Annotated in this window: 21 protein-coding genes; 10 read left to right on the top strand and 11 right to left on the bottom strand. The window is 60.6% G+C overall.

The features are described 5' to 3' along the window. Positions 1 to 138 precede the first annotated feature (138 nt). Positions 139 to 2,670, top strand: coding sequence for a hypothetical protein (locus NANH_RS0104580; RefSeq protein ID WP_027260966.1), 2,532 nt, complete (start codon positions 139 to 141; stop codon positions 2,668 to 2,670). Between the two features lie 95 nt (positions 2,671 to 2,765). On the opposite strand, the gene hppD is transcribed toward NANH_RS0104580, so the two are convergent. Further along, a complete protein-coding gene (hppD, locus tag NANH_RS0104575) occupies positions 2,766 to 3,860 on the bottom strand; it encodes a 4-hydroxyphenylpyruvate dioxygenase (RefSeq protein WP_027260965.1) in 1,095 nt (364 codons plus the stop codon). A gap of 147 nt (positions 3,861 to 4,007) precedes the next feature. Between hppD and NANH_RS0104570 the strand changes: the two genes are divergently transcribed. Together NANH_RS0104570 and NANH_RS0104565 are read left to right on the top strand one after the other, a co-directional pair. Then, positions 4,008 to 4,463, top strand: coding sequence for an Lrp/AsnC family transcriptional regulator (locus NANH_RS0104570; protein WP_027260964.1), 456 nt, complete (start codon positions 4,008 to 4,010; stop codon positions 4,461 to 4,463). 27 nt (positions 4,464 to 4,490) lie between these two features. After that, positions 4,491 to 6,374 carry a monovalent cation:proton antiporter-2 (CPA2) family protein gene (locus tag NANH_RS0104565; RefSeq protein WP_027260963.1) on the top strand — a complete coding sequence of 628 codons (1,884 nt, stop codon included), beginning with the start codon at positions 4,491 to 4,493 and terminating at the stop codon, positions 6,372 to 6,374. Positions 6,375 to 6,430: 56 nt separating this feature from the next. Here NANH_RS0104565 and cobT read toward each other — a convergent pair whose 3' ends face one another. Continuing rightward, positions 6,431 to 7,450, bottom strand: a complete 1,020-nt coding sequence (gene cobT / locus NANH_RS0104560; protein ID WP_027260962.1) for a nicotinate-nucleotide--dimethylbenzimidazole phosphoribosyltransferase — start codon at positions 7,448 to 7,450, stop codon at positions 6,431 to 6,433. 79 nt (positions 7,451 to 7,529) lie between these two features. Between cobT and NANH_RS0104555 the strand changes: the two genes are divergently transcribed. Beyond that, the gene (locus tag NANH_RS0104555) at positions 7,530 to 8,297 is read left to right on the top strand and encodes an adenosylcobinamide-GDP ribazoletransferase (RefSeq protein WP_027260961.1); all 768 of its coding nucleotides are present in this window, start codon (positions 7,530 to 7,532) and stop codon (positions 8,295 to 8,297) included. 429 nt (positions 8,298 to 8,726) lie between these two features. Here the strand turns inward: NANH_RS0104555 and NANH_RS0104545 are convergent, their stop codons facing one another. From NANH_RS0104545 to NANH_RS0104520, 6 genes are all read right to left on the bottom strand, one after another. Beyond that, positions 8,727 to 10,358, bottom strand: a complete 1,632-nt coding sequence (locus tag NANH_RS0104545; RefSeq protein WP_027260960.1) for an MFS transporter — start codon at positions 10,356 to 10,358, stop codon at positions 8,727 to 8,729. A gap of 138 nt (positions 10,359 to 10,496) precedes the next feature. Then, positions 10,497 to 11,006, bottom strand: coding sequence for a CarD family transcriptional regulator (locus tag NANH_RS0104540; RefSeq protein WP_027260959.1), 510 nt, complete (start codon positions 11,004 to 11,006; stop codon positions 10,497 to 10,499). A 272-nt stretch (positions 11,007 to 11,278) separates the two neighbouring features. Continuing rightward, complete coding sequence (fdxA, locus tag NANH_RS0104535) at positions 11,279 to 11,617, bottom strand: ferredoxin FdxA (protein WP_027260958.1); 339 nt, start codon at positions 11,615 to 11,617, stop codon at positions 11,279 to 11,281. Between the two features lie 203 nt (positions 11,618 to 11,820). Continuing rightward, the gene (locus NANH_RS0104530) at positions 11,821 to 12,168 is read right to left on the bottom strand and encodes an RNA-binding S4 domain-containing protein (RefSeq protein WP_036050465.1); all 348 of its coding nucleotides are present in this window, start codon (positions 12,166 to 12,168) and stop codon (positions 11,821 to 11,823) included. A gap of 17 nt (positions 12,169 to 12,185) precedes the next feature. Then, the gene (locus NANH_RS0104525; protein WP_027260956.1) at positions 12,186 to 15,065 is read right to left on the bottom strand and encodes a helicase-related protein; all 2,880 of its coding nucleotides are present in this window, start codon (positions 15,063 to 15,065) and stop codon (positions 12,186 to 12,188) included. Positions 15,066 to 15,089: 24 nt separating this feature from the next. Further along, a complete protein-coding gene (locus NANH_RS0104520; RefSeq protein ID WP_027260955.1) occupies positions 15,090 to 15,659 on the bottom strand; it encodes a tetratricopeptide repeat protein in 570 nt (189 codons plus the stop codon). Between the two features lie 72 nt (positions 15,660 to 15,731). Between NANH_RS0104520 and NANH_RS0104515 the strand changes: the two genes are divergently transcribed. The 4 genes from NANH_RS0104515 (at position 15,732) to NANH_RS0104500 (ending at position 19,893) form a co-directional block, all read left to right on the top strand. Beyond that, on the top strand, positions 15,732 to 16,022 hold the full coding sequence (locus NANH_RS0104515) for an SCP2 sterol-binding domain-containing protein (RefSeq protein ID WP_027260954.1): 291 nt from the start codon (positions 15,732 to 15,734) through the stop codon (positions 16,020 to 16,022). After that, the gene (locus tag NANH_RS0104510) at positions 16,022 to 16,993 is read left to right on the top strand and encodes an alpha/beta fold hydrolase (protein ID WP_027260953.1); all 972 of its coding nucleotides are present in this window, start codon (positions 16,022 to 16,024) and stop codon (positions 16,991 to 16,993) included. Before NANH_RS0104515 ends, NANH_RS0104510 begins: the two co-directional genes overlap by 1 nt. 131 nt (positions 16,994 to 17,124) lie before the next feature. Next, on the top strand, positions 17,125 to 18,945 hold the full coding sequence (locus tag NANH_RS0104505) for a M3 family oligoendopeptidase (RefSeq protein WP_027260952.1): 1,821 nt from the start codon (positions 17,125 to 17,127) through the stop codon (positions 18,943 to 18,945). Between the two features lie 63 nt (positions 18,946 to 19,008). Continuing rightward, entirely contained in the window at positions 19,009 to 19,893 is an 885-nt protein-coding gene (locus NANH_RS0104500; RefSeq protein ID WP_027260951.1) for a cation diffusion facilitator family transporter, read from the top strand. Positions 19,894 to 19,901: 8 nt separating this feature from the next. On the opposite strand, the gene NANH_RS0104495 is transcribed toward NANH_RS0104500, so the two are convergent. From NANH_RS0104495 to NANH_RS0104485, 3 genes are all read right to left on the bottom strand, one after another. Then, positions 19,902 to 20,171, bottom strand: a complete 270-nt coding sequence (locus NANH_RS0104495) for a DksA/TraR family C4-type zinc finger protein (RefSeq protein WP_027260950.1) — start codon at positions 20,169 to 20,171, stop codon at positions 19,902 to 19,904. Between the two features lie 170 nt (positions 20,172 to 20,341). Beyond that, complete coding sequence (gene rpoH / locus NANH_RS0104490; protein ID WP_027260949.1) at positions 20,342 to 21,238, bottom strand: RNA polymerase sigma factor RpoH; 897 nt, start codon at positions 21,236 to 21,238, stop codon at positions 20,342 to 20,344. Positions 21,239 to 21,415: 177 nt separating this feature from the next. Then, positions 21,416 to 22,450 carry an RluA family pseudouridine synthase gene (locus NANH_RS0104485; RefSeq protein WP_027260948.1) on the bottom strand — a complete coding sequence of 345 codons (1,035 nt, stop codon included), beginning with the start codon at positions 22,448 to 22,450 and terminating at the stop codon, positions 21,416 to 21,418. On the opposite strand from NANH_RS0104485, the gene NANH_RS0104480 reads away from it, so the two are divergent. Beyond that, positions 22,449 to 22,763, top strand: coding sequence for a DUF6476 family protein (locus NANH_RS0104480; RefSeq protein WP_027260947.1), 315 nt, complete (start codon positions 22,449 to 22,451; stop codon positions 22,761 to 22,763). The two genes, NANH_RS0104485 and NANH_RS0104480, sit on opposite strands and share 2 nt — an antisense overlap. Before the next feature lie 72 nt (positions 22,764 to 22,835). Beyond that, positions 22,836 to 24,338, top strand: a complete 1,503-nt coding sequence (locus NANH_RS27360) for a caspase family protein (protein ID WP_051372239.1) — start codon at positions 22,836 to 22,838, stop codon at positions 24,336 to 24,338. Positions 24,339 to 24,393 lie beyond the last annotated feature (55 nt).

The raw sequence follows: 24,393 nt of genomic DNA, 5'->3' as shown, positions 1-24,393 counted from the left end.
GTTCGCAACATGGGCATCGTCCCGCCGGTCCCGCAAGGGGACAGGTGGTCTTTTCCTTTTCCTCGGCTTTCTCCTGATCTAAAGTCACAGCGCAGTCGCTCGAGGCAGGCGCTGCTGATTGCATGGGTTGTTTGTTGAATGAAACCGGGTTTCGCGCTCTCCTTGTCGTTTCAAGGCATTACGCTGCTGCATCGCGCAGCGGACGGCTGGCGTAGTGTAGGCGAAGTCCTGCTGGATGTTCCGAACCTGTCCGATGCGTTGTCGGATTTGCGCGCCAAGGCGTATGCGTTGAACCCCGACAATCCGGCCTGCAAGATCATAATCCCCAACGACCAGATTCGGTACATAACGATCGACACCGGATCGTTCGAGGGTCAGGCCCGCGAGGAAATGGCCCGCGCCGCATTGGAGGGCGCAACGCCCTACGATGTCTCGGACCTGGCCATCGACCTGTGCTTTGACGGCCATCGAACGCATATCGCGGCAGTCGCGCGCGAAACCCTGGACGAAGCCGAGACCTTTGCCCTGGAGCATGGATTCGAACCGGTCAGTTTCGTCGCGACCCCGGATACGGACGGCTATGACCAGGAACCATTTTTTGGCCTGACCCGCTCTGTCGACCCCAACATGGAAATCGAACCGGACAGCAACCCGGTGAAAATGATTGGCCCGGCTGTCTTTCCGGATTCGCCCCCGGCCCTGGAACCGCGTGAACCCGAAACGCCCCCCGAGCCGAAACAGGCACCGGAGCCCCCGACCGACACAACGCCCGAGCCTTCCATCGAGCCGGAGCGGGAAGCGCCGCCTGAACCTAAAATCACCCAGCCGGTGACCCCCGACCCGCCCGGCGTCGTTGCCCAGGAGGCGCCCCCCGAGCCCCCCTTGCCTGCCAAGGTGACGTCCACTCCAAAGTCGACATCCGCCGGCTTTGCCAGCCGTCGCGGTAAACCTGCCGATTCCGGTGACGCTCCGTCACTGTCCGGTGCCAGCCGTGATGCGGCGACGCCCGCCGGCGCGGCACGGTTGCACCTTTCTCCGGTCGCGCAACCGGCGGGGCCCAAACCGACGGCCCCGTCGGCACGCTCTGTGTCCGTTGCTGCGCCATCGCTGGACCTGCCTGATGATCCGGTTGATCCGGTTGACGAACCCACTGCGGATCGGCAGGTGCCCCTGCCTGCGAGCAATCCCCCTACACCAAAAGACAACGCGCGGACCAGGTTCCTGAGCGACCGCAAATCGGATGCACCCGACGCCGGGCCACACCGGACCGACGCCAAAGTGATCATCCCCTCTCGGCCCTCTTTGGACGCCCCCAAGGACGAAACCGAGCGGATGACCGTCTTTGGCGCACGCAACCGCCAGCAGGTCGGTGGCAAACCGCGTCATCTGGGGTTGATATTGACGTTGGGGCTGTTGGTTTTTCTGGCGGCCGTCGCCGCCTGGGCCGCGATCTTTCTTGAGGATGGTGTCAGCGGCCTGCTCGCCCCCGATGCGCCAAAGGACTCCGTGGTCGCCGCCATTCCCCAGACGCCGTCGGTTGAGGGCACCCCGGCTGCTCCCACCCCGCAGGCAATCGCTGAAAAGGGGCGCTCGGCGCTTCCCGCCCCGACCCGTATCCCCGCGTCGGAGCCTGCCGAAACAATCGCTGACCGGCCTCTCCCTGACCTGACCGACACGGATGCTGCGGTTTTACAGGCCATGGGCACGACCGAGGGGTCCAAGCCCCCCTCGCTGCAGCAAGAGGATGCACGGTATGCCGCGACAGGAATTTGGCAGAACGTCCCGCATACCCTGCCCGCGCCGGAACCGCTGGATCTGGAAAACCTGTACGAAGTGTCTATCGACCGGCGAGACCTGTCTCAGGATGCCGTGGCGCTGCCCCCCAGCGCCGGTTTCGATACCGATCAGCCGCCCGAGTCGATCTCTTCGCCCGCCGCCGCTGGCATCGCATTTTCACTGGATGAACAAGGGCTGGTGACACCGACCCCGCAGGGTACGCTGAACCCGGACGGGATCCTGATCCACCTGGGGCGCCCGCCTGTCTCGCCGCCCCCCACCCCGGTTCGCTTTGAAGTCGAACCTGAGGGCGAGGCCGAAGCCTTGCAAGACCGGCTGGCGGGGCTGCAACCGCGCCCGCGCCCCACTGATCTGGTCGAGCAGAATGAACGGTCCCGTCTCGGTGGCCTTTCGCGCGAGGAACTGGGCAGGGTCCGTCCCAAGACACGGCCCCGCGCCGCCAAACAGGAAGCCGAAGCTGACGAAACTCCGACCGCACAAGCCGTGGCCGCATCGCGCCGGCCGGATGCCCGACCGAAAAACTTTGCCGCCAAGGTGCAAAAGGTAAAACAAAACCAGGCCAGCCCCTCTGCCCGTGCCGCCAGCCTGGTTCCAGCGGCTCCGCGTACGGTCACGCCCAAGATCCCGTCTTCGGCTTCGGTGTCGCGGCGGGCGACGTTGGACAATGCCATCAACCTGAACAGGATCAACCTGATTGGTGTCTACGGCACGCCCGCCAACCGTCGGGCGTTGGTCCGGTTGCCCAGTGGGCGCTATAAGAAGGTCAAGGTCGGCGATAACGTGGACGGTGGCCGTATTCTGGCCATCGGCGACAGTGAGTTGCGTTATCAAAAGGGCGGTCGCAATCTGACGCTCAAGATCCCAAGAGGCTGAGCGGCATTGTCTGTCGGACCGGCTCACGAAGACGCGCCGCAGGCACAAATCCTGCGGCGCTCTTGATCGCCCCCCCCCGATCGGCGGACCTCCCCTTAGTCGGCAGTCAATTCACCGCTGTCGATCTGCTCTTGTTCAATGCTTTCGAACAGCGCCTTGAAGTTTCCTTCGCCAAAGCCATTGTCGCCCTTGCGTTGGATGAATTCGAAAAAGATCGGCCCGATTACGGTCTTGCTGAAGATCTGCAACAGGATTCTGGTCTCGCCCCCGTCCACAACCCCTTCGCCATCAATCAGAATGCCGTGCTTTTTCATCCGCTCCAGCGGTTCGTCATGCCCGACCACACGGTCTTTGCTGAGATCGTAATAGGCATCCGGCGGACCCGGCATGAATTTGATTCCCCTTTCGGCAATCGCGTCCGTGCTGTCGTAAATGTCGTCAGAGCCAACCGCGATGTGCTGAATACCCTCTCCCTTGTACTTTTTCAGATAGGCGACGATCTGACCGGTCTCGCCCCGATCCTCGTTGATCGGGATCCGGATACGTCCACAGGGCGATGTCAGTGCACGGCTGAACAGGCCGGTGAACTTACCTTCGATGTCGAAAAAACGGATCTCCTTGAAGTTGAAAAGATCGCTGTAGAAATTGAACCACTTGTCCATGTTGCCCTTGAACACGTTGTGGGTCAGATGATCGAGATAGAAAAAACCGACGCCGCGCGGCTTGGACTGGACCAGCCAGTCGAATTCTTCGTTATAGGGGCTGGTTTCGTAATACCGGTCGATGAAATAGATCAGGCTGCCACCGATGCCCTTGATCGCAGGCACGTCCATGGTCTTGTCATCACCTTCGTAGGGTTCAGCCCCCTTGGACACTGCGTGATCAAACGCTTGCTTCGCATCCACCACCCGCCAGCCCATGGCTGGAGCACAGGGACCGTGCTCCTCGACAAATCGTGCGGCAAAGCTGCCCGGTTCGGCATTCAGCACATAGGTAATATCGCCCTGTTGCCACAGCTCGATATTCTTGGTTTTGTGCCGCCCTACCAATGCATACCCCATGCGCGCAAACAGCCCACGCAGTTCTTCCGGTTCAGGGTGGGCAAATTCGACAAACTCGAAGCCGTCGGTCCCGGCGGGATTTTCGTCGCTGATCACTGATTTGGGTGCATTATGTGGAAAGGGACCCATGTACGCCTCCTGTTAATGTTAATGATGTGTTCGTCGTACATGATATAGGCAGAAAGCCGCGCTTGTTCTGCGCATTGTTCGGCAACAAGGGGATTGGATGTGCGGGATATTCACACTAGGTCAGTTCAAAGCGAGGAAAACCCGCATATGTTGGATTCTATTGATACGCGCCTGCTGTCCGCCCTGCAAAAAGACGCCCATCTGACGGCCCAGCAACTGGGCGAAATGTTGAACTTGTCGCCGAGCCAGGCCGGCCGACGACGCCAACGCCTCGAGTCCGAGGGATATATCCAGGGCTATTCAGCCCGGCTGGATCCAGCCCGGCTGGGCCTCAGGGTGCAGGGATTTGTCCAGGTTCAGCTGGGGACCCATGGGCCGGATCAATCGACCAGCTTTGCCCGTCTGGTTCGAACCCGCCCCGAAATCACCAGTGCCTGGACCATGACGGGCGAGGCCGACTATCTTTTGAGAGTATATTGCGACGACCTGCCCGCGTTGAATGCCCTGATCCACGAGGTAATTTTGCCCCATCCGGCAGTTGCGCGAGTGCAGAGCCAGATCGTAATGGATCAACTAAAACGCGACGCCCCGCTGCCGACCTGAACCGTACCCTCGAAAGGACGACCGAGTATGGAAAACTTTCTCTACCAGGCTGCAATCTACCTGGCTGCCGCCGTGATCGCGGTGCCGATTGCAGCGCGATTGGGTTTGGGCTCGGTGCTGGGCTATTTGGCCGCCGGCATCATAATCGGACCTGTCCTGGGGCTGGTTGGCAGCGAAACTCAGGAATTGCAGCATTTTGCCGAATTCGGTGTGGTGATGATGTTGTTCCTGATCGGCCTGGAACTGGAACCACGCGCCCTTTGGGACATGCGGCACCGGCTGATCGGTCTGGGCGGCTTGCAGATTGCGATCAGCACGCTGGCGCTGATGGTGGCCGCCATGTCCGCCGGGCAGGATTGGCCGGTGGCGCTGGCCATCGGTCTGGCGCTGTCTCTGTCTTCGACCGCGATTGTGCTGCAGACCCTGTCGGAAAAAGGGTTGATGCAGACCAGCGGCGGGCGGTCCGCCTTTTCGGTGCTGCTGACCCAGGATATTGCTGTGATCCCGATTCTGGCGATCCTGCCGCTGCTGGCTGGCAAGGCCGTTACCAGCATTTCCAGCGACGGGTCGATCGCGCGCGCTGGCGATAAGGCCGCCGCCGGATATGGCGGACAGATGTCCCTGGTCGAGGGCCTGCCGGGTTGGGGAGTAACGCTGGTCACCATCGCTGCCGTCGGTGCCGTCGTTCTTGCAGGTGTCTATCTGACACGACCGGTATTTCGTTATATTCACGCGGCACGGTTGCGCGAAATGTACACGGCGCTGGCGCTGTTGATCGTGGTGGGAATTTCATTTCTGATGACACTGGTGGGGCTGTCCCCTGCGCTTGGCGCGTTTTTGGCCGGTGTGGTTTTGGCCAACAGCGAATTCAGGCACGAATTGGAAAGCGATCTTGAACCCTTCAAGGGCCTGTTGCTGGGCCTGTTCTTCATCACTGTTGGCGCCGGAATCAACTTTGCCCTGTTCTTTTCCGAACCAGCAGACCTGATCGGTCTGGCGTTGCTGGTCATCGTCGCCAAGGGAACCATTCTCTATGTCTTGGGCCGAGCCTTTGGGCTGAAGGGACGTAATCGTTGGCTGTTCACCCTCAGCCTGGCACAGGCCGGGGAATTCGGTTTTGTGCTCGTCGCCTTTTCGGTTCAACAACACGTTATTCCGCAATCGGTCTCGGAAAAGCTGTTGTTGATCATCGCCCTGTCGATGCTGATCACGCCCCTGCTGTTCATTATCTACGATTTCATTTCCAGCAAGATGCGCGATGTATCCAGTGCAAGCCATGAACCGGACGCGATTGATGAACAGGGTCCGGTTATCATCGCGGGCATCGGACGCTTTGGTCAGATCGTCAACAGGCTGGTGCAAGCCAGCGGGTTCAAGACCGTCGTTCTGGACAGCAACATGGAAACCATTCAGCTGATGCGCAAATTTGGCTTCAAGGGATTTCTGGGCGACCCCACCCGCCCCGAGTTGCTCAAGGCGGCTGGCCTTGCCAAGGCGCGGGTGCTGGTCGCGGCGATGGACGACAAGGACGCCGTGACCCGCCTGGTGGCTTTTGCGCGCCGCGAACGATCGGACCTGCATATCATTGCCCGCGCCTATGACCGCAACCATGTCTATCACCTGTATCGGGCCGGGGCGAATGACATCGTACGCGAGACGTTTGACGGCAGCCTGCGGGCCGGGCGCTATGTGCTCGAAAACATCGGACTCAGCGAATTTGAAGCCGACGCCGCCGAACGAACATTCTATTTCCATGACCGCTATGCGGTTCGTCAACTCGCCGAGGTCTGGGACCCCAACATTCCCGCCACCGAAAACGAAGCCTATCTGGCACGCGCCCGGGAATTGGAGAAAGAACTGGAACTCGCCCTGCTGAACCGTGACAGCCAGCAAGAGAAAAAATCCGCCTGATCCATTGCAACCGGCCGCCCGAGGTCTTCGGATCGGGCGGCCGAGTAACTTTCCGGTCAGGCCGACCCCGCGACTCCGGCCTCGGCAAAGGTGGCCATACCGCTGTGACAGGCAACCGCGCCTTTCAGAATGCTTATCGCCAACGCCGCGCCCGAGCCTTCGCCCAGCCGCAAGTTCAACGCCAGCAGAGGCTCTTTGCCCAGACGGGTCAGTAAATCGCGATGCGCACCCTCGGCACTCTGGTGCCCCGCAACCGCGTGATCCAATGCAGACGAGTTCAGCTGCTGCAGACAGGCCGCCGCCGCGCCGCAGATAAATCCGTCAAGGATAACCGGTATTCGCAGCATACGCGCCGCCGCAATGGCTCCGGCCATGGCCGCAATCTCGCGCCCTCCCAAACGTGCAAGAATCTGCAACCCATCCAGCGCGCCCCCCCCATTGCGGGCCACGCCCTCGGCAACAACACGGGTTTTCACCTGCAACCCGGCATCATCCACCCCGGTACCACGCCCGGTCCAGTCCTCGGCCGCACCGCCGAACAACGCATGACAGATAGCCGCCGCCGAGGTGGTATTGCCAATGCCCATCTCACCCACCACCAACAAATCGGCATCGGCATCCACGGCCGCCCAGCCGACCCTCAGCGCGGCCAGCAGATCGGCCTCGCTCATGGCAGGTCCTTGAGTAAAATCCGCCGTTGGCCGATCCAAATCCAGCGCATGAACATCCATTCGTGCGCCCGCCGCGCGGGCCAGCTGATTGATTGCTGCCCCGCCATGTTGGAAATTCGCCACCATCTGCACCGTTACTTCCGCCGGAAAGGCCGACACACCCTGGGCCGTCACGCCATGGTTGCCCGCAAAGACGATCACCTGCGGTGTTGTGATCGTTGGGCGGCCGTTTCCACGCCAACCGGCATACCAGATCGCCAGATCTTCGAGCCGACCCAGCGCGCCCGGCGGTTTGGTCAATTGTCCGTTGCGCTCTTGCGCTGCCTGCCGCGCAGCCGCGTCGGCACAGGGGGCATCGCGCATCAGGTCGCGCAACGTTGTCAGATCTGTCAGGTCGGGCAGCATTCAAAGCCTCATTGCATCGGGTGATACCCCGGTGTTTAACCGGCACGGTGCCCACGACAAGCCCCTGAAAGGCCAAGACATGCGCAAAAGCGACACGGCCCGTCCCCGGCCCATCGACCTGATGGTCGCGACGGCGCTGCTGACCCGGCTGCCACTGCCCCGTTTGCCTGACCGGGCCTTTGCGCGGCAGGCCCGCGCAGTCTGGGCCTTTCCTCTGGTGGGCGCGCTGGTGGCCGTGTTCGCCAGCGCCTTTGGATACATCGCCCTGTCCGCCGGATTGCCCGTGACTGTGGCCTCCGGCATCGTTTTGACCGCGCAGATCGCCGTGACCGGGGCCATGCACGAAGACGGGCTTGCCGATACGGTGGACGGTTTCTGGGGCGGATGGACCCGTGACCGGCGACTTGAGATCATGCGCGACAGCGCAATTGGCACTTATGGGGTTCTGGCATTGATCCTGTCGCTCGGGCTGCGGTGGGCCGCGCTGACGGCTCTGCTGCCGAATGGGTTTTATCCGGTCTTTGCGGCGGCCATCCTGTCGCGCGCCGTCGTGCCAGTGGTAATGGCCGCCTTGCCACACGCCCGCAGCGACGGGTTGTCCCACAGTGTTGGAACAGCCACCCGTGGCAATGCCATGCTTGCTGCCTTGCTCGGGCTGGGCCTGGCAGGGGTGGCGCTGGGACCGTTGATTGTACCGGTCGGCCTGTGCCTAGGTTTGGTCGTTGGGGCGTTGGCATGGCTGGCTCACATCCGAATCGGGGGACAGACAGGCGACGTTCTGGGGACCGCACAGCAGGTCGGGGAGCTGTCCGTTCTGCTGATGGCATTGGCCCCGATGCCCACCTAGGGTAATGCGTCTCCAGCTATCCGGCCGGGCTTCATATCAAGACGGTTGAGGCCGGCCTCGCAGTCTGCAGCTTGAAATAACAGGCGTGCATTCAGCAGGTTGCGATTACAAAGCAAATGGAGAACCCGGCGGCCCGTGCCAGGCCGAACCACCGCCAGTGGCCGCATCATCGGCATGACCCGTATGGCAAAGGCCGTGCTGGCGCTTCTCACCGCTCAAAACAAGGTGTAACCCGGATCCCTGTGACACCAACGCCGCGATGCACCTAAACGGCGCAGATAAGCGCGCAAAGCCATTTGAAGCCCGTTCGGTACGGGGGAACTGGCATCTAGGGGCCTGCCAATTGGGGGAACCCAAAACACAAGCCTTTCAAGAATTCTGCCGGGTCAACGACTTTTTCGAACCGCATTCGCGTGCAACGTTTGTACGCTAGTCCGTGGTCCGCAGCCTGGACGTCTGCACAACCGCGACCGCGGCCAAGGGCAGGATTACGCCCAGAACTGCCACCGTGATCAGCAGCATTCCAAGCTGCGAGTAATCCGCCGGAATCTGGATCGCATCGGTCACCCTGTCACGTACCTCGCGGGTGATCGTAAAGACCTGATTCAGATATTTCGTCGCCAATGCGCTCGCCGACAGGGCCAGATTGGTGAAGGAGGCCATGACGGCGAAAAATGTCGCCTTGAGGTGGCTGGGTGCGTTGCGTGCAATCCAGGCCAGCATGGGGATCATTGCAACCTGTCCCAGGGGCGATTCCACTGCCGTATCCATAATCGCGATGAACCGGGCATCGACGATTCCGCCGGTATGGGCCGCCGTCCAGTTCTGCAGACCGTAGAACAGTCCGATATTGGGCAGTGACAGCACACCGGCCACCACCGTCAACAAGATCACGATGCTGGTGATCGGCCTGTTGGCCATCATGGGGCGCAGCAGAATGATTCCGAGCAGGGTCAGGACCGAGGTGATCAGATAAAGTACCGACAGAAACTGTTCGTCAAACTCCAGTATGTCGATCTCAAACCAGGTCGCGCCCTGCCCCGGCAATGGCACGGCGCGAAACACGAAGATAATGATTGCGGTGCCGATCAACGCGCGCGCCTTGGCCGGTTCCAACGCCGCGATCAGCTGCCGCATCAGGAACAGCACAATCGCCATCGACCCGGCAAAAACGATTTCTTGCGCATAGGCCACATCGGACAGTCCGATGGCCACGGTCAGTGTGACGAACACCAGGCCGCCGGTGAAATACCAATGGTTGGGGGCCACGTCTTCTTCTGACCGTCCCAGGGCGATTTCAACCTCTGTGGCCGATTTCCCAATGTGCTCCAACCGGCGGCGCAACCGCAGACGCTGTAGCGCGGCAAGCAGCACGCCCGAGATCGAGATCAGCGGAATGATCAGCGCCAGCAGATAGATCCGGGCATATATCGCAGCCTTGTCCGCCTGCCCCAGGCTTTCCGCCCCCGAAAACATGAAGATGTTAAGCAGTGCAACCGCCACGGTTCCGCTGATCAAGGAGAACCGGCCCAACGTCTGCATTGTGGTGTGCATCGCCTTGGCATCCGCCTCGGGCACTGGCGTTCCGTCATGATTGTACCGGGGGACGGCCTCGACCGACATAGCATCGGCTACAGCGTCCTGGATGACATAGCCACAGGGTGCAAGCAGCGCACTGGTGACGTACCAGACCGCGATCGGCATCAGCCCGGCCATCCAATCGGGTGCGGTAATCAGGAAATACATGATCAGCAGACTCGCTGCGATCAGCCCCGCGCCCAGATAAACCAGCAAGGACTTGAAACGCCATATCAGGTCCACCAGATGCCCCAGCGGCATTTTCAACGCCCAGGGCAATCCGGCCCAGAATGCAATACCCGCCAGAAACGCAGCCGATAACCCCAGATAATCCTTAACGAAAAAAGTTCCGACAATTGCCGTCAGACCGGAAACGCCATAAGAGAAATAGATCATCAAGGGCGGCAGAAAAGACCAACGCATCTGGCGGCCCAAATCCAGAACCACCCTATCGAACCAGATTGACGTGGCGCCTGCGGTCATGTGCGTTCTCCTGCCCGATCCATCGCGAACCTAGGCGCAATAGGATACATTGGAAATCGACATCGCCCAGCTGAACGGCCTGCGGCACAAAAAAACCGCGCCCTCAGGACGCGGTCATACATGTGAACTTCAGCAGGTTCAGGCCGCGCGCGACATCAGCACGTCGCCAACCTGTTTGGCAGCCAGGCTTTCGTCACCACCGCCAACGGCGGCGACTTCGCGCGTCAGGCGCTCCAGCGCAGCTTCGTAGAGCTGGCGCTCGGAATAGCTCTGTTCGCGTTGATCGTCGGTGCGGTGCAGATCGCGCACCACCTCGGCAATGGCGATCAGATCTCCCGAGTTGATCTTTTGTTCATATTCCTGCGCCCGGCGCGACCACATTGCGCGCTTGACCTTGGCCTTGCCCTTGAGCGTGGTCATCGCCTTGGTGATAACATCGGGCGAGCTGAGGCTGCGCATACCGATTTCGGTGGCCTTGTTGGTCGGAACCCGCAGGGTCATCTTGTCTTTCTCGAAAGAAATCACGAACAGCTCCAGCTTGAGACCGGCGACTTCCTGCTCCTCGACAGATATGATCTGACCAACGCCGTGCGCAGGGTAGACAACATATTCGTTGGGGCGGAAATCGAGCTTTTTCGTTTTGGTCATTCAGATCTTCCTTGCTTGCCACCGGCATCGGCCACAAGAAACCGCAGCGGGGCAAACGAATGCCTCGTCTGACAGTCAATTCTGGCAAATAAAACCGCCCCGCACGAGTGAATGCGGTCGACGGATCCGGTCATTGACACCATTTGTAACCGCACTATAGCACAGAATCATCCCCTCCGAAAGCGGACGTAACGGAAACTTGTAATTCAGTACGTTGTTTCAGGCACTTGGCTGTCTGAAAGAAGTCCACCCCTAACAATCGGGCGATTCGTTCAGCCGCCTTCGCCGGGCGCTTCGGAAAAGTACTTTTCCAGCTTTCCAGATTCGCCATCGCGTTCCTCGGCCTCGGGCAGCGGGTCTTTCTTGGTGATGATGACCGGCCACATTTCCGAATACTTGCGGTTGAATTCGACCCATTTGTCCATGTCCGGCTCGGTGTCCGGGCGGATCGCATCGGCCGGGCACTCCGGTTCGCAGACGCCGCAATCGATACATTCGTCCGGGTGAATCACCAGCATGTTTTCGCCCTCGTAGAAACAGTCCACGGGGCATACTTCGACGCAATCGGTGTATTTGCAGGCAATGCAGTTGTCGTTGACAATATAGGTCATGGTCGGCTTTCCGGTTCACCTTTTGGCGGCCTAGCTAAATCAGCAGAGGCGTTTCTTCAAGCTGTCAATCGGCCACGGGTTCAGTTGCGGAACAACTCCCTCGCCCAACCAGCGCAACCCAAGACACGGTTTTGCTGCGGCAAGGCACAACAGACAACCGTCCGCACAGCCCCCTGAATTTTGGACCACGGGTCTCCTTCGCCTCAATCCCCGCGCAGGGCGTCCAGCGCCCGACGGTCCTTTTTTGTCGGTCGTTCGCCGACTCGTTCCGGCGCGGGGGCCGCCCGCTCGGACGGCGACAGATCCTCGTAAAGACCCTGGGCCTCGCTGGCGGGGCCGCGCCGCGTCCCCAAGGCCGCGATCCGGATGACCCGAACCTGACGCCCCTGCACAAAAGTCAGCACATCATCGATGCTGACCCCAAAGGCGGGCTTGGCCACACGGTCGCCATTGACCCGCATCTGCCCGCCGCTGACCTGCTTTGCCGCCAGCGTGCGGGTCTTGAAAAACCGCGCCTGCCAAAGCCACTTGTCCAGCCTCAGCTTGTCCATCGCGGCCTCGGGCACGGTTACTTGCTGTCCTTCAGCCCCATCAGAGCCGCAGCAAAAGGATTGTCCGGATCGATCCTCTTTTCCGGCTTTGGCGGGCGGGCGGAAAAGGTCTTTGCCCCCTGCGCGCGGTTCGTGGCGTCACCCTTGCCACGCGGTTTTCCCTTGCCGGCCGGTTTACCTTGGCGCTTGCCCTGCCCCTGCGGTTTCCCGCCGGCCCGCTGCTGCCCGCGACCGCGGCCACCGTCCTGCTGGCGGTGCCCCCATGTGAAGGTGTAGTAGACCTCCATCTCGGGCTCACCGCTTTCAGACACTTCCGCAGGCGTGTCGGGGGTAGATTCGGCTCCGGTTTCCGCGACCGGATCGACAACGGTTTCTTTAGTCGCCTCGGAATCTTTGACAGCCTCGGGTTGAACGGAGGCCACCTCATCGGGCACCGCAGTCGCGGTCACCGGGTCGGAATTGGTTTCGGCTTCCAGGGCTGCGGGTGTCGCAGGCGTGGTTTTGGCTGTCGCGGGCTTGACCTTGATGCGCTCGCCCCGCTCGCCGCTATAGCCCAGCCCCTGCATCAGTTTTGCGAACTGCTCCAGCGTCGTCCCTGTGATCGACAGCATGTCCGGTTTGGCCTCGAACCCGCTCCGGCTGTTTTCGGCCCGCAGCATGTCGGCCAGTCGCTCAAGCATATCGATTCGCACAGCCCGCTCGCCCGCCGCGCGATAGCCGCACATGCTGTGATAGCCTTCCGGCGCGTTCGGATCTGCGGGCACAGTAACCAACCCCGGCGGCGGTGCCTCAGGAAACTCCTGCAAGCCTTTGGCCAGAGACCATAAAACCAATCGAAGCCGGGTCGGCGCCGGCTTAAGCAACAGCGGCATGAAGATGGTGAACTGGCCAAAACGGATCCCATGCTTGCGCAGCGCTCCGCGTGCATCCTGATCCAGTTCCTTGACGTCCTGGGCGACTTCGGCGCGGGGCAGGATGCCCATCGCTTCGACCATTCGGAAGGCAAAGCCACGGGCAAGTCCGGTCAGGTCCTCGTCGCGTTGCAGGTTCAGCAACGGCTCGAACAGCGCGGCCACCTTGCGATCGATGAAATGTTGCAACCGGCGCTGTACCTTCTGCGCCACATCGGGGCCTGCCGCCTCGTCCACGAACACCTCGACCAGCGGTTTCAGCGGCTCGGCACCGGCCACCAGTTTGCCAACAGCGTGTTCGCCCCACATCAACCCACCCTGTTCGGTATAGTCGATCTCGGTATCGGGGGCGTTGTAGAACCGGTCGGCCCGCAAATGGAACTGCGGTGCCAATGCCTGAATGGACGCGGCCTTGACCGCCTTTTCCTCGGCTCCGGCGGCGGCGCTTTTGTCCGGAGAAAACCGGAACCCTTCCAACCGTCCGACATATTCGCCTTCGACGGTCACTTCACCCTTGTCGTTTACTTCGGCCAAAAGGGCCTCCTTTTGCTTGAGCCGGCGCAAAAGCACAGATGTGCGCCGGTCCACAAATCGTTGCGTCAGGCGCTCGTGCAGCGCATCCGACACCCTGTCTTCTACAGCGCGGGTTTGCCCACGCCAATGGCTTTCGTCCGTCGTCCAGCCCATGCGCTGTGCGACATATGTCCATGTGCGGATATATGCCAATCGTTTGCTCAGTGTATCGATGTCGCCGTCGGTGCGATCGATTCTGTTGATCTGGCGCGCCAGCCAGTCGTCGGGCACCCGGCCGTATTCATGCAAAAACCCAAAGATCACTTCAAGAAGACTGGCATGTTCCGCGTGGCTGATCCCGCGAAAATCAGGAATGCGGCACACATCCCAAAGCAGTTTCACAGAGGTCGGGTCCGAAGCACGGGCAAATACCTCGTCTACCTGGGCCAGCGATTTCAAGGCCGCCAAGTCATCGGCCTCGCGGGCCTTGAGCAGATTTTCATTGTCCGGCGGCACCTCGAGCGAACGGATCAACCTGTCTATACTGCCAAATTCCAGCGCCGCACTGCGCCAGTTCAGTTTCTTGAGCGGCGCAAAGCGATGCTCCATGATGGCCTGGGCGGTTCCGTCGTCCAAGGGACGCGCTTCGCCCGTGACTCCGAAAGTACCGTCGGACATGCCGCGCCCTGCCCGCCCTGCGATCTGGGCCAACTCGTTGGGCGCAAGCGGTCGCATCCTGCGCCCGTCGAATTTGGACAGGGCAGAAAAGGCCACATGATCGATATCCAGATTCAGCCCCATGCCGATGGCGTCCGTCGCCACCAGATAATCCACCTCGCCGTTCTGATACAATTCGACCTGCGCATTTCGTGTGCGCGGTGACAACGCCCCCATGACAACCGCCGCGCCCCCCTTTTGACGGCGAATCAGCTCGGCGATGGCATAGACGTTTTCAACCGAGAACCCGACGATGGCACTGCGCGACGGCATCCGGGTGATTTTCCTTGCGCCCGAATAGACCAGTTGTGACATTCGTTCGCGCGCCTGAAACTGGGCCTCGGGCACCAAGGCCCGAATTGGTCCGCGCATGGTATCGCTGCCCAGAAACAGTGTCTCAAGCAGGCCGCGCGACCGCATCAGCCGGTCTGTAAATACATGGCCGCGTTCAGGATCGGCGCAAAGCTGGATTTCATCCACCGCCAGAAAATCGCAGCCCATGCCCTGAGGCATCGCCTCGACCGTACAAACCCAGTATTTCGTACGCGGCGGAACGATGCGTTCTTCGCCCGTGACCAGCGCCACCACCGACGGCCCCCGAATCGCGACGATCCGGTCATAGACCTCGCGCGCCAGCAACCGCAACGGCAGGCCGATGACGCCGGTGCGATGGCCCAGCATCCGCTCAATGGCGTAATGCGTTTTGCCTGTGTTGGTCGGCCCCAATACGGCCACGACCCGCGATGCCCCGGTCACCTGTCGCCCCCTGCCCTTTAGGGCCTAAAGTGCCTTGCCTTCGATTCCAGACCGCAAGCGCTCCAACGACTTGGTTACGTCTTCGTGGTGGGGATGTATAGCCTGCGCACGTTGATAGGCCTGATAGGCACGTTCGTTATCGCCAAAGGTTTCAAGAATGGAACCCAGCCCGATGATTGCGTTGTAGTTGTTCGGGTTCAGCGCCAGCGCATGCCTGAGATCCGACAGCGCCGGGCCATAAAGATCGGCCTGAAAATAAGCCATGGCTCGCACGTTCCAGCCCTCGGCAAAATCGGGCGCATGATCGGTCAGCGCCGTCAAATGTTCGATCGCAACCAGTGGCTCATCGGCCTGCAGAGATTCGCGCCCCCGCTCAAGAAGCAGATCCATCGCCGCCGACCCGCTGCGCGACCACAGACGCTGCAACTGGCGATCCAGACTTTGCGCTTGCGCTGCATCCGCCACCGCCAGCGCTGCCAGCAATCCGGCCTCGTCCTGCGAGTCGGCGGTCTGGGCATTCAAGGGTATGGAATACATGACTATGGCTACAACTGCCGCCACGGTAGTTTTGATAAAGGGGTGTGCAACGCTCATAATGTCGTTCAGTGTAACGCGGTGTGCGGCGAATTCCAGACATGAGCACATCAAATAACAAAGAGAGTGGAAATGAGCGAATTTCTTGAAAAGGCTGCGGTCGAGCTGAACGCAAAACTGTCGACTGCGGATCTAGATGGCACCGCCAAATTCGACGTCGCGGGCGAAGGCGCAATCATGATGGATTCCTCGGGCGCGCGCGTCGCGGACGAAGAGGCCGATGTCACCCTGAGCGCGGATGCCGACACCTTTCAGGCCATTTTTGACGGCGATATCAATCCGACCAGCGCCTTTATGACCGGCAAGCTGACGGTAGACGGCGACATGGGCATGGCCATGAAGCTGGCTTCGGTTCTCGCCTGATGGTGACGACGCCGGCTCCCTTGTTCGAAGAGATGGCCGGCGTCCCCTCCGGGGGGCTGGCCTGGTGGGCGCGTACTGCGGACAATGTCCGGATTCGGGTCGCATTCTGGCGCCCTGCTGGCGCGGTACACGGCACCGTTTTGATGTTTCCGGGCCGTACAGAGTATATTGAGAAATACGGCGACACGGTCGACAGTTTGGCGCGGCGCGGATTTGCCACGCTGGTGGTCGACTGGCGCGGTCAGGGGCTCGCCGACCGTCTGCTCGACGATACCCGGCTTGGCCATGTTAACCTTTTTACCGACTATCAGCACGATGTTGACGCGGCCCTGCGGGTTGCCCGCGAATTTGGTCTGCCGCAGCCGTTCCACTTGATCGGCCATTCCATGGGCGGAGCCATAGGTTTGCGCGCCGTGATGCAGGGGCTGCCCGTGCAAAGCTGTGCCTTTACCGGGCCAATGTGGGGCATCTACATGTCCCCCGTCGTCCGTCCGTTTGGATGGGCGCTGTCGCATGTGGCACCGATCATGGGCATGGGCACGCGTTTACCGCCCAGCACCCGTTATGAGGGATATGTCCAGGCCCAGCCGTTTGAAAACAATGTGCTGACGGGCGATCGCGGTATGTACCGCATGATGCAGGACCACATAGCCATGCATCCGGAACTGGGCATTGGCGGTCCAACGCTGGTGTGGCTGCGCGAAGCCCTTAACGAATGCCGCCACCTGGCGCATCAGGCGTCGCCAAATCTTCCCTGCGTGACGTTTCTGGGTGAAAAGGAAACCATCGTCGATTGCGAAGCGGTGCATCAACGTATGAAGAACTGGCCCGGCGGCACCCTGGACATGGTCAAGGCCGCCCACCATGAAGTGTTGATGGAAACTCCCGACATTCGCGCGCGGATCTATGACCGCCTCGAGGCGCTGTTTCGCACCGAGATCGCAAAGCCCAGAAAGGCTGTGCCGGCCTGAACGGGGCAATGGCACTTTTCCCATTATCATATCCGATTCTAACCTGTGCGCATGCCTCGGCGGGTCTGGTCGCTTGTGATGATGGGTTGCGCGGCATAGATAGAGCCCAACGCCACAACACGAGGTCCACGATGTTCCACCTGCCCTTCCCCTTGCGCGACGCCAACTCCGGTTCCGGCACCAAAGATCTCGGCAATTTGCCAGAGTGGGATCTGAGCGATTTGTATGCGAACGAGGGCGCGCCCGAGCTCAAGCGCGATCTGGATTGGCTCGAGAAAGCCTGCGCGGATTTCGCCACCGATTACGAGGGCAAGCTGGCGGACCTGGATGCCGCCGGGCTGTTGGACTGTGTGCTGCGCAACGAACGCATCAGCGCGGTGGCCGGGCGGATCATGTCCTTTGCCGGGCTACGCTATTACCAGCGGACAACCGATTCCGAGCGGGCCAAGTTCATGTCCGACATGCAGGAAAAGATCACCAATTTCACCACTCCGCTGGTGTTCTTTACGCTAGAGTTGAACCGGTTGGACGATGGTACATTGGATGCGCATTTCACCGCCAATTCCGATCTGGCACGCTATAAACCCGTATTTGACCGCATTCGGGCGATGAAACCCTATCAACTGTCTGACGAGCTTGAGAAATTCCTGCATGATCTGGGCGTGGTTGGTGATGCCTGGGAACGTCTTTTCGATGAAACCATTGCGGGTCTGGAGTTTCAGGTCGACGACGAGGTTCTCAACATCGAAGGCACGCTGAATCTGTTGACCGAACAGGACCGCAGCAAGCGCGAGGCGGCGGCACGCGAACTGGCGACGGTCTTTGCCGAGAACATCAAGACCTTTGCCCGAGTCCACAACACCCAAGCCAAGGAAAAAGAGGTCCTCGACCGCTGGCGCGGTATGCCTACGCCACAGACCGGGCGGCACCTGTCCAACGACGTGGAGCCCGAGGTGGTCGAGGCCCTGCGCGAGGCAGTCGTCGCAGCCTATCCCAAGCTAAGCCATCGCTATTACGAATTGAAACGCAAATGGCTGGGGCTGGACGTGATGCAGGTCTGGGACCGCAACGCGCCCCTGCCAATGGAAGACAGCCGTATCGTGGACTGGGATCAGGCTGAGCGGACGGTGATGGAGGCGTATAGCGCCTTTGATTCGCGCATGGGCGAGATCGCGGCACCTTTCTTTACCAAGGGCTGGATCGACGCAGGGGTAAAACCGGGCAAGGCACCGGGTGCCTTTGCCCACCCGACCGTAACCGAAGTGCATCCGTATGTGATGCTGAACTATCTGGGCAAACCACGCGACGTGATGACCCTGGCGCATGAGTTGGGCCACGGTGTGCATCAGGTGCTGGCCGCCGGACAGGGCGAAATGCTGTCATCGACCCCGCTGACGCTGGCCGAAACCGCCAGCGTCTTTGGCGAAATGCTGACCTTTCGCAAGATGCTGGAAAAGGCCGAGACCCCGGCACAGCGCAAGGTGTTGCTGGCCGGCAAGGTCGAGGACATGATCAACACGGTCGTGCGCCAGATCGCGTTCTACGACTTTGAGTGCAAACTGCACGAAGCCCGCCGCGGTGGCGAGTTGACGCCTGACGACATCAACGCCCTGTGGATGAGTGTGCAAGCTGAAAGCCTGGGGCCGGCATTCGAATTCATGGACGGCTATGAAACCTTCTGGGCCTATATTCCGCATTTTGTCCATTCGCCGTTTTATGTCTATGCCTATGCCTTTGGCGACGGTTTGGTGAATGCGCTCTACTCGGTTTACGCCGAGGGTGCCGACGGGTTTGAGGACAAGTATTTCGAGATGCTCAAGGCCGGCGGGTCCAAGCACCACAAAGAGCTGCTGGCACCCTTTGGACTGGATGCCAGCGATCCCAGGTTCTGGGACATGGGGCTGAGCATGATTTCCGGGTTCATCGATGAATTGGAAGCGATGGAAGACTGACGCGGTTGCGGGGTCGCCGGTGGGCGGCGCCGCGGCAAAGGATCTGGTCTCAAAGGTCGACGGATGTCATCGCACCACACACGCCTGAACCTGTCCGCCGCCGCCGCTTCGGTATCGGTCGCGCTGTTCCTTGTCGTGATGAAACTGTGGGCGCTCGTGCAGACCCAATCGCTTTCGGTGGCCGCCTCTCTGGCCGACAGTGGTATGGATCTGGTGGTCTCGGCCCTGGGGCTGATCGGTATCGCCTATGCAGCCCGCCCGCCGGATCACGATCATGCGTTTGGCCACAGTTCGGCCGAGGACCTGACGGCCCTTGGCCAGGCGTTGTTTCTGGTGGCGACGGCCATCGCCCTGGCTGGCGTTTCGCTGCGCCGGTTGCTGGCCCCCACGCCCGCCCCACTGACGTCGGAAGGCACCGGAATCGCAGTCATGCTGGTATCGATCCTGCTGACCGGGGCTTTGATCCTGTGGCAAAGGCGGGTCGCGCGTCTGACTGGCAGCCGTGTGGTTGCGGCGGATTCCCTGCATTACCTCAGCGACCTGCTCCCCAGTCTTGGTGCAATCCTTGCGCTTTGGTTGTCGGCCCGGTTCGGGTTCACCGATGTCGACACGGTGGTTGGTCTTGTTGCCTCGGCTGTCCTGTTTTTTGGTGCGGTACGGATCGGAAACGGTGCGTGGAACGCCCTGATGGACCGGCGTGCAGACCCAGGCCTGATCGCGGAAATCGAGGGTATCATTGCCGACCATCCCGGCGTCATCGGGTTTCACGATCTGCGCACCCGAACAGCCGGAAGCCGCATTTTCGTCGATTTTCACATCGAACTGGACGGCACCCTGTCGTTGAATCAGGCGCATGCCATAGGGGCCGGACTAAAACACCGGATCATCCAATCCTTTCCCCAGACCGACATTCTGATCCATAAGGACCCGCGCGACCCGGACGCGTAGCACCGAATTCACTTCAGTTGGCTGTCCTTGCTGCCCCGCCGGTTGATTCCGCCCCGTGTCTTGTGCGCCCCATCGCGTTCTTGCTGGCAATCGATGCACAGTTTTACGCCGGGGATCGCCGCGCGCCGTTTTTCGGGAATCGGTTCCTCGCATTCCGCGCAATGGGTCAGGCTATTGCCCACGGGGGTCTTGCGTGCCTTCAGCCGCGCCAATTCATCACTGATCGAGGCTTCGATCTGTTCACTCACCGCGCCGTCGCGCGCCCATCCACCCGCCATGAAGTCCTCCTGTTTCACGACACAGGCTATGCCGGATGCAGGCGCCTGCCAAGGTGCACAGACCAGAACCACAACTCGCATGGGCACTGCCTGGATATCAAATTGAAAGCGACCGCCGTTTCCGGCAGCCGCGAAGATTTCCAAACGCCGGTGCGCCCCTGACCACCAGATCAGATGGCGGCCAGCATCCCCTTTTCGCGGGCCAGATCGCGCATACGTTTTTGCAGCTTTTCAAAGGCGCGCACCTCGATCTGACGAATGCGCTCGCGGCTGACACTGTACTGACCGCTCAGATCTTCCAGTGTGACGGCCTGATCACTCAGACGGCGCTGGGTCAGGATGTCTTTTTCACGGTCGTTCAGCACGTCCAGCGCCTGGGCCAACAACTCGCGCCGCGCCTCAAGCTCGTCGCGGGCTTCGTAATCGCTGGCCTGATCGGCGTCTTCATCCTCCAGCCAGTCCTGCCACTGCATTGTCCCTTCGCCTTCGGATCCGACCGTGGCGTTCAGCGATGCGTCGCCGCCGCTCATGCGGCGGTTCATGCTGATCACTTCGTTCTCGGTCACGCCCAGATCGGTTGCGATCTGCTTGACGTTTTCCGGGCGCAGGTCGCCCTCTTCGAGCGCACCGATCTTGGCCTTGGCCTTGCGCAGGTTGAAGAACAGCTTTTTCTGCGCCGAGGTCGTCCCAAGCTTTACCAGCGACCAGGACCGCAGGATATATTCCTGAATACTGGCACGGATCCACCACATGGCATAGGTCGCCAACCGGAATCCTTTTTCCGGATCGAACCGTTTGACGGCCTGCATCAGCCCCACATTGGCCTCGGAAATCACCTCGGCCTGGGGCAAACCATAGCCGCGATATCCCATGGCAATCTTGGCCGCCAGGCGCAGGTGGCTGGTGACCATTCTGTGGGCCGCCTCCGTGTCCTGTTCCTCGACCCAGCGCTTGGCAAGCATGTATTCCTCTTCCGGCTCTAGCAAAGGAAACTTGCGGATCTCCTGCATGTACCGGTTCAGACCGCCTTCGGGCGTTGGCGCGGGCAAATTCGCATAGTTGGCCATTGTAATGTCCCTCCGATGTATAACGGGTTAACATGTATATGGTAGCTTTATTGACCCAATCAAGAGGTCCGTGTCCCATAATGGAACATCTGACGCTTTTAGTAAGGGAAAAACCGAAGCGATCACGCGCATGTGCTGTTCATGACAATATTGCCTGCGCCGCCGATACAAAAGCCGCTACTTGGCCGCACTGCCCAGCAAGGCAATCAGGGTTTCCATATCCTCGGGCATGGGGGCTTCGAACCGCACGGGTTGGCCGGTAACAGGATGAACAAACCCCAGAACGGCGGCGTGCAGCGCCTGACGCGCAAAGCTGCGCACCGCTTCTGCCGCTTGCGGTGAAATCGCACGCGATGCCGGTTTTCGCCGCCCGCCGTATACCGGATCGCCAATCAGCCCGTGCCCGGCGTGGACCATATGCACCCTGATCTGATGCGTTCGTCCGGTTTCAAGCCAACATTCGATCAGCGCGGCAACAGGCGGCGTGCCAAAGGGCTGAACGATCCGCGCTCGGGTCACAGCGTGGCGTCCGCCCTGAAACACCACCGCCTGTTTCTGCCGGTCTGTGCGGTGCCGCGCCAATTGCGTCGTCAGGCGCAGGATATTGCCCGGCTCAAAGCTTGCCCCGCGTATCCCGCGCAACCGCGGATCGCTGGCTTGAGGAACACCGTGACAGATCGCCCGGTAGTAGCGTTCGACCGTATGGGCCTCGAACTGCGCCGCCAACCCCTGATGGGCCGCGTCGGACTTGGCCACCACCAAAAGCCCGCTGGTGTCCTTGTCGATCCGGTGCACGATACCGGGCCGCTTGACCCCGCCCACGCCAGACAAGTCGTCGCCGCAATGGTGCAGCAGCGCGTTGACCAGCGTACCCCTGGGCGATCCCGGCGCGGGATGCACCACCATCCCGGCGGGTTTGTTGATCACGATCAGGTCCGCATCTTCATACATCACCTCCAGCGGGATCTGTTCGGGGCCGATATGACTGTCCTCGGCGACCTCGATCTGTACCACCACCGTCGCCCCTTCAGGCACCCGCGCTTTGGCATCGGTCATGGGGTGGCCGTCCACCGACACAGCGCCATCCGCGATCAGCCGGGCCAACCGCGTGCGCGACAGCGACTCGGCGACTGGAACATCACGCGAAAGCGCCTTATCAAGGCGGGACGGCGGATCCGCCGCGATTGTGAACTCGATTTGGCGCCTGAGCATGACTGATCCTTCCCAGCCGATCCCGGAACCGGCCAACCTGCGTTTCCTGCGTCGGCTCGTGACGACATTGACGGCGGTGATGATTTTCGGGCTTTTAATCATAGTGGGGCTGCTTGTCATGCGTTTCTCGCAAGATAGCGCACGCAAATCGTTGCCTCTGCCCGAAACTATCGCGCTGCCCGACGGCTTAGCCGCACAGGCCGTTACATATGGGCCAGGCTGGTATGCGGTGGTCACCGCGGATCAGCAGATCCTGATATATGACGCCAACAGCGGAGCACTGCGCCAAACCATCCAGATCGAGACCCCATAATAGCCACAGTCACTGGCTTCGTTGAAAATCCGCGCAACCTGTGCCATCCTTGTGACCCATAAGGTTATTTCAATGCGTGCATTTTTCTTTCTGCTCTGGATGGCCGTCCTGCCCGTTGCGGGCTGGGCCGAGAACATCGCACTGGTGATCGGCAATTCCGACTATCGGACGGTTCCGACCCTGCCAAATCCGGTGCATGATGCCAACGCCGTCGCCCGGGCCCTGCGCCAGCAGGGGTTTCAGGTCGTCACAGCCACCGACATGACCCGCGCGCAAATGCTGACCGCCTTGCGGGATTTTCGCAACCGCGCCGATCAGGCCGATATCGCCATGGTCTATTATGCTGGCCACGGCATGGAAATCGGCGGGCGCAACTATCTGATCCCGGTCGACGCCCGGATCGCGGATGAGCGCGATGCCCGTCTGGAAATGATCGAAATGCAGGATGTGCTGGCACAGTTGTCAGGGGCCAGAAGGATGAAGATGATCGTTCTGGATGCCTGTCGCGACAATCCGTTTGTGGCGCGAATGCAGCGTGAAAAAAAGGGGCGCAATGTCGGGCGCGGCCTGGCCATCGTCAACGATGCCGGGGCGGATACATTGATCGCCTATGCCGCTGCCGCCGGCGAAGTGACACCGGATGGAAAGGCAGGCGGCAATTCTCCCTTTACCCGGGCTTTCCTGAACGCGTTGCAGGGTCCACCAAAAGATGTCCGGTTGTTGCTGGGTCAGGTTCGCGACGAGTTGCGGCAATCGGTGCCGGGGGCCGCACCCTTTGTCTATTCATCGCTGGGCGGAACCCAGTACATCCTGAACGCGCAAAGCCCCGCCCCATCCGAGCCAAAACCCGGACCGGTGACGGAATTGGACGAAAACGCACTGCTGATCGATTTTGCCACCGCCGAGATATCAAATTCGTCTGCGGCCTGGGACGTTTTTCTGGCCAAATATAAAGCGTATTCAGACCACACGCTGTACATTCTGGGCCGACGTAGCCGGGACAAGCTGGCGGCGGAAGTGAATGCCGCCTCTGTTGCGTCAGAGCCGCGATCCGGCAGCGCAAACGCCGCCTCCGAACAGGTTGCGGCCCTGGACAGCACGGTCCAAGCCCCGGAGCCTGTGAAACCCGCCATACCGGAATTGACCCGCAAGGAGGCAATTCTCGAGATTCAGAAACTGTTGAAACGGCGTAACTGCTATCCCGGTCGGCTGGACGGATTGTACGGGCGGCAGACGGCGGGTGGCCTGGCCACCCTGTCGGACCGGTCCGGTCTGACTCTCAGCGTGCGCAAATCTTCGACTATCGACGATCTGGAACAGCTGATCGCGCGGCTGGCGATTATCGACGATGTGAAATGCCCAACCGTCCAGGTCGTGCGCAGACCCGCCGCCAAAGCCAAAGCATCCAGCCGGGTTTCGCCCGCCGCGCCAAAACCCGCGGCCCCGATCGCCGCGCCGGCACCCAGGACAAAGAAGCCGCAGCCCGGCTCGACCGTATTCAAAAATCCCCCGAACTATTGCCCCCAATTCGGCAGCTCCAAGGGCTGCCGGGACGGTACTCCGACGTCATGGTAAGACCACCTTAGAAAAGGCATCTAGATTTTCGGTATATCATGCAAAACGGGGCAAA

This window comes from Sedimentitalea nanhaiensis DSM 24252 (genome assembly GCF_000473225.1).
Classification (GTDB): Bacteria; Pseudomonadota; Alphaproteobacteria; order Rhodobacterales; family Rhodobacteraceae; genus Sedimentitalea; species Sedimentitalea nanhaiensis.
This window is presented reverse-complemented; position numbering and strand designations above follow the sequence as displayed.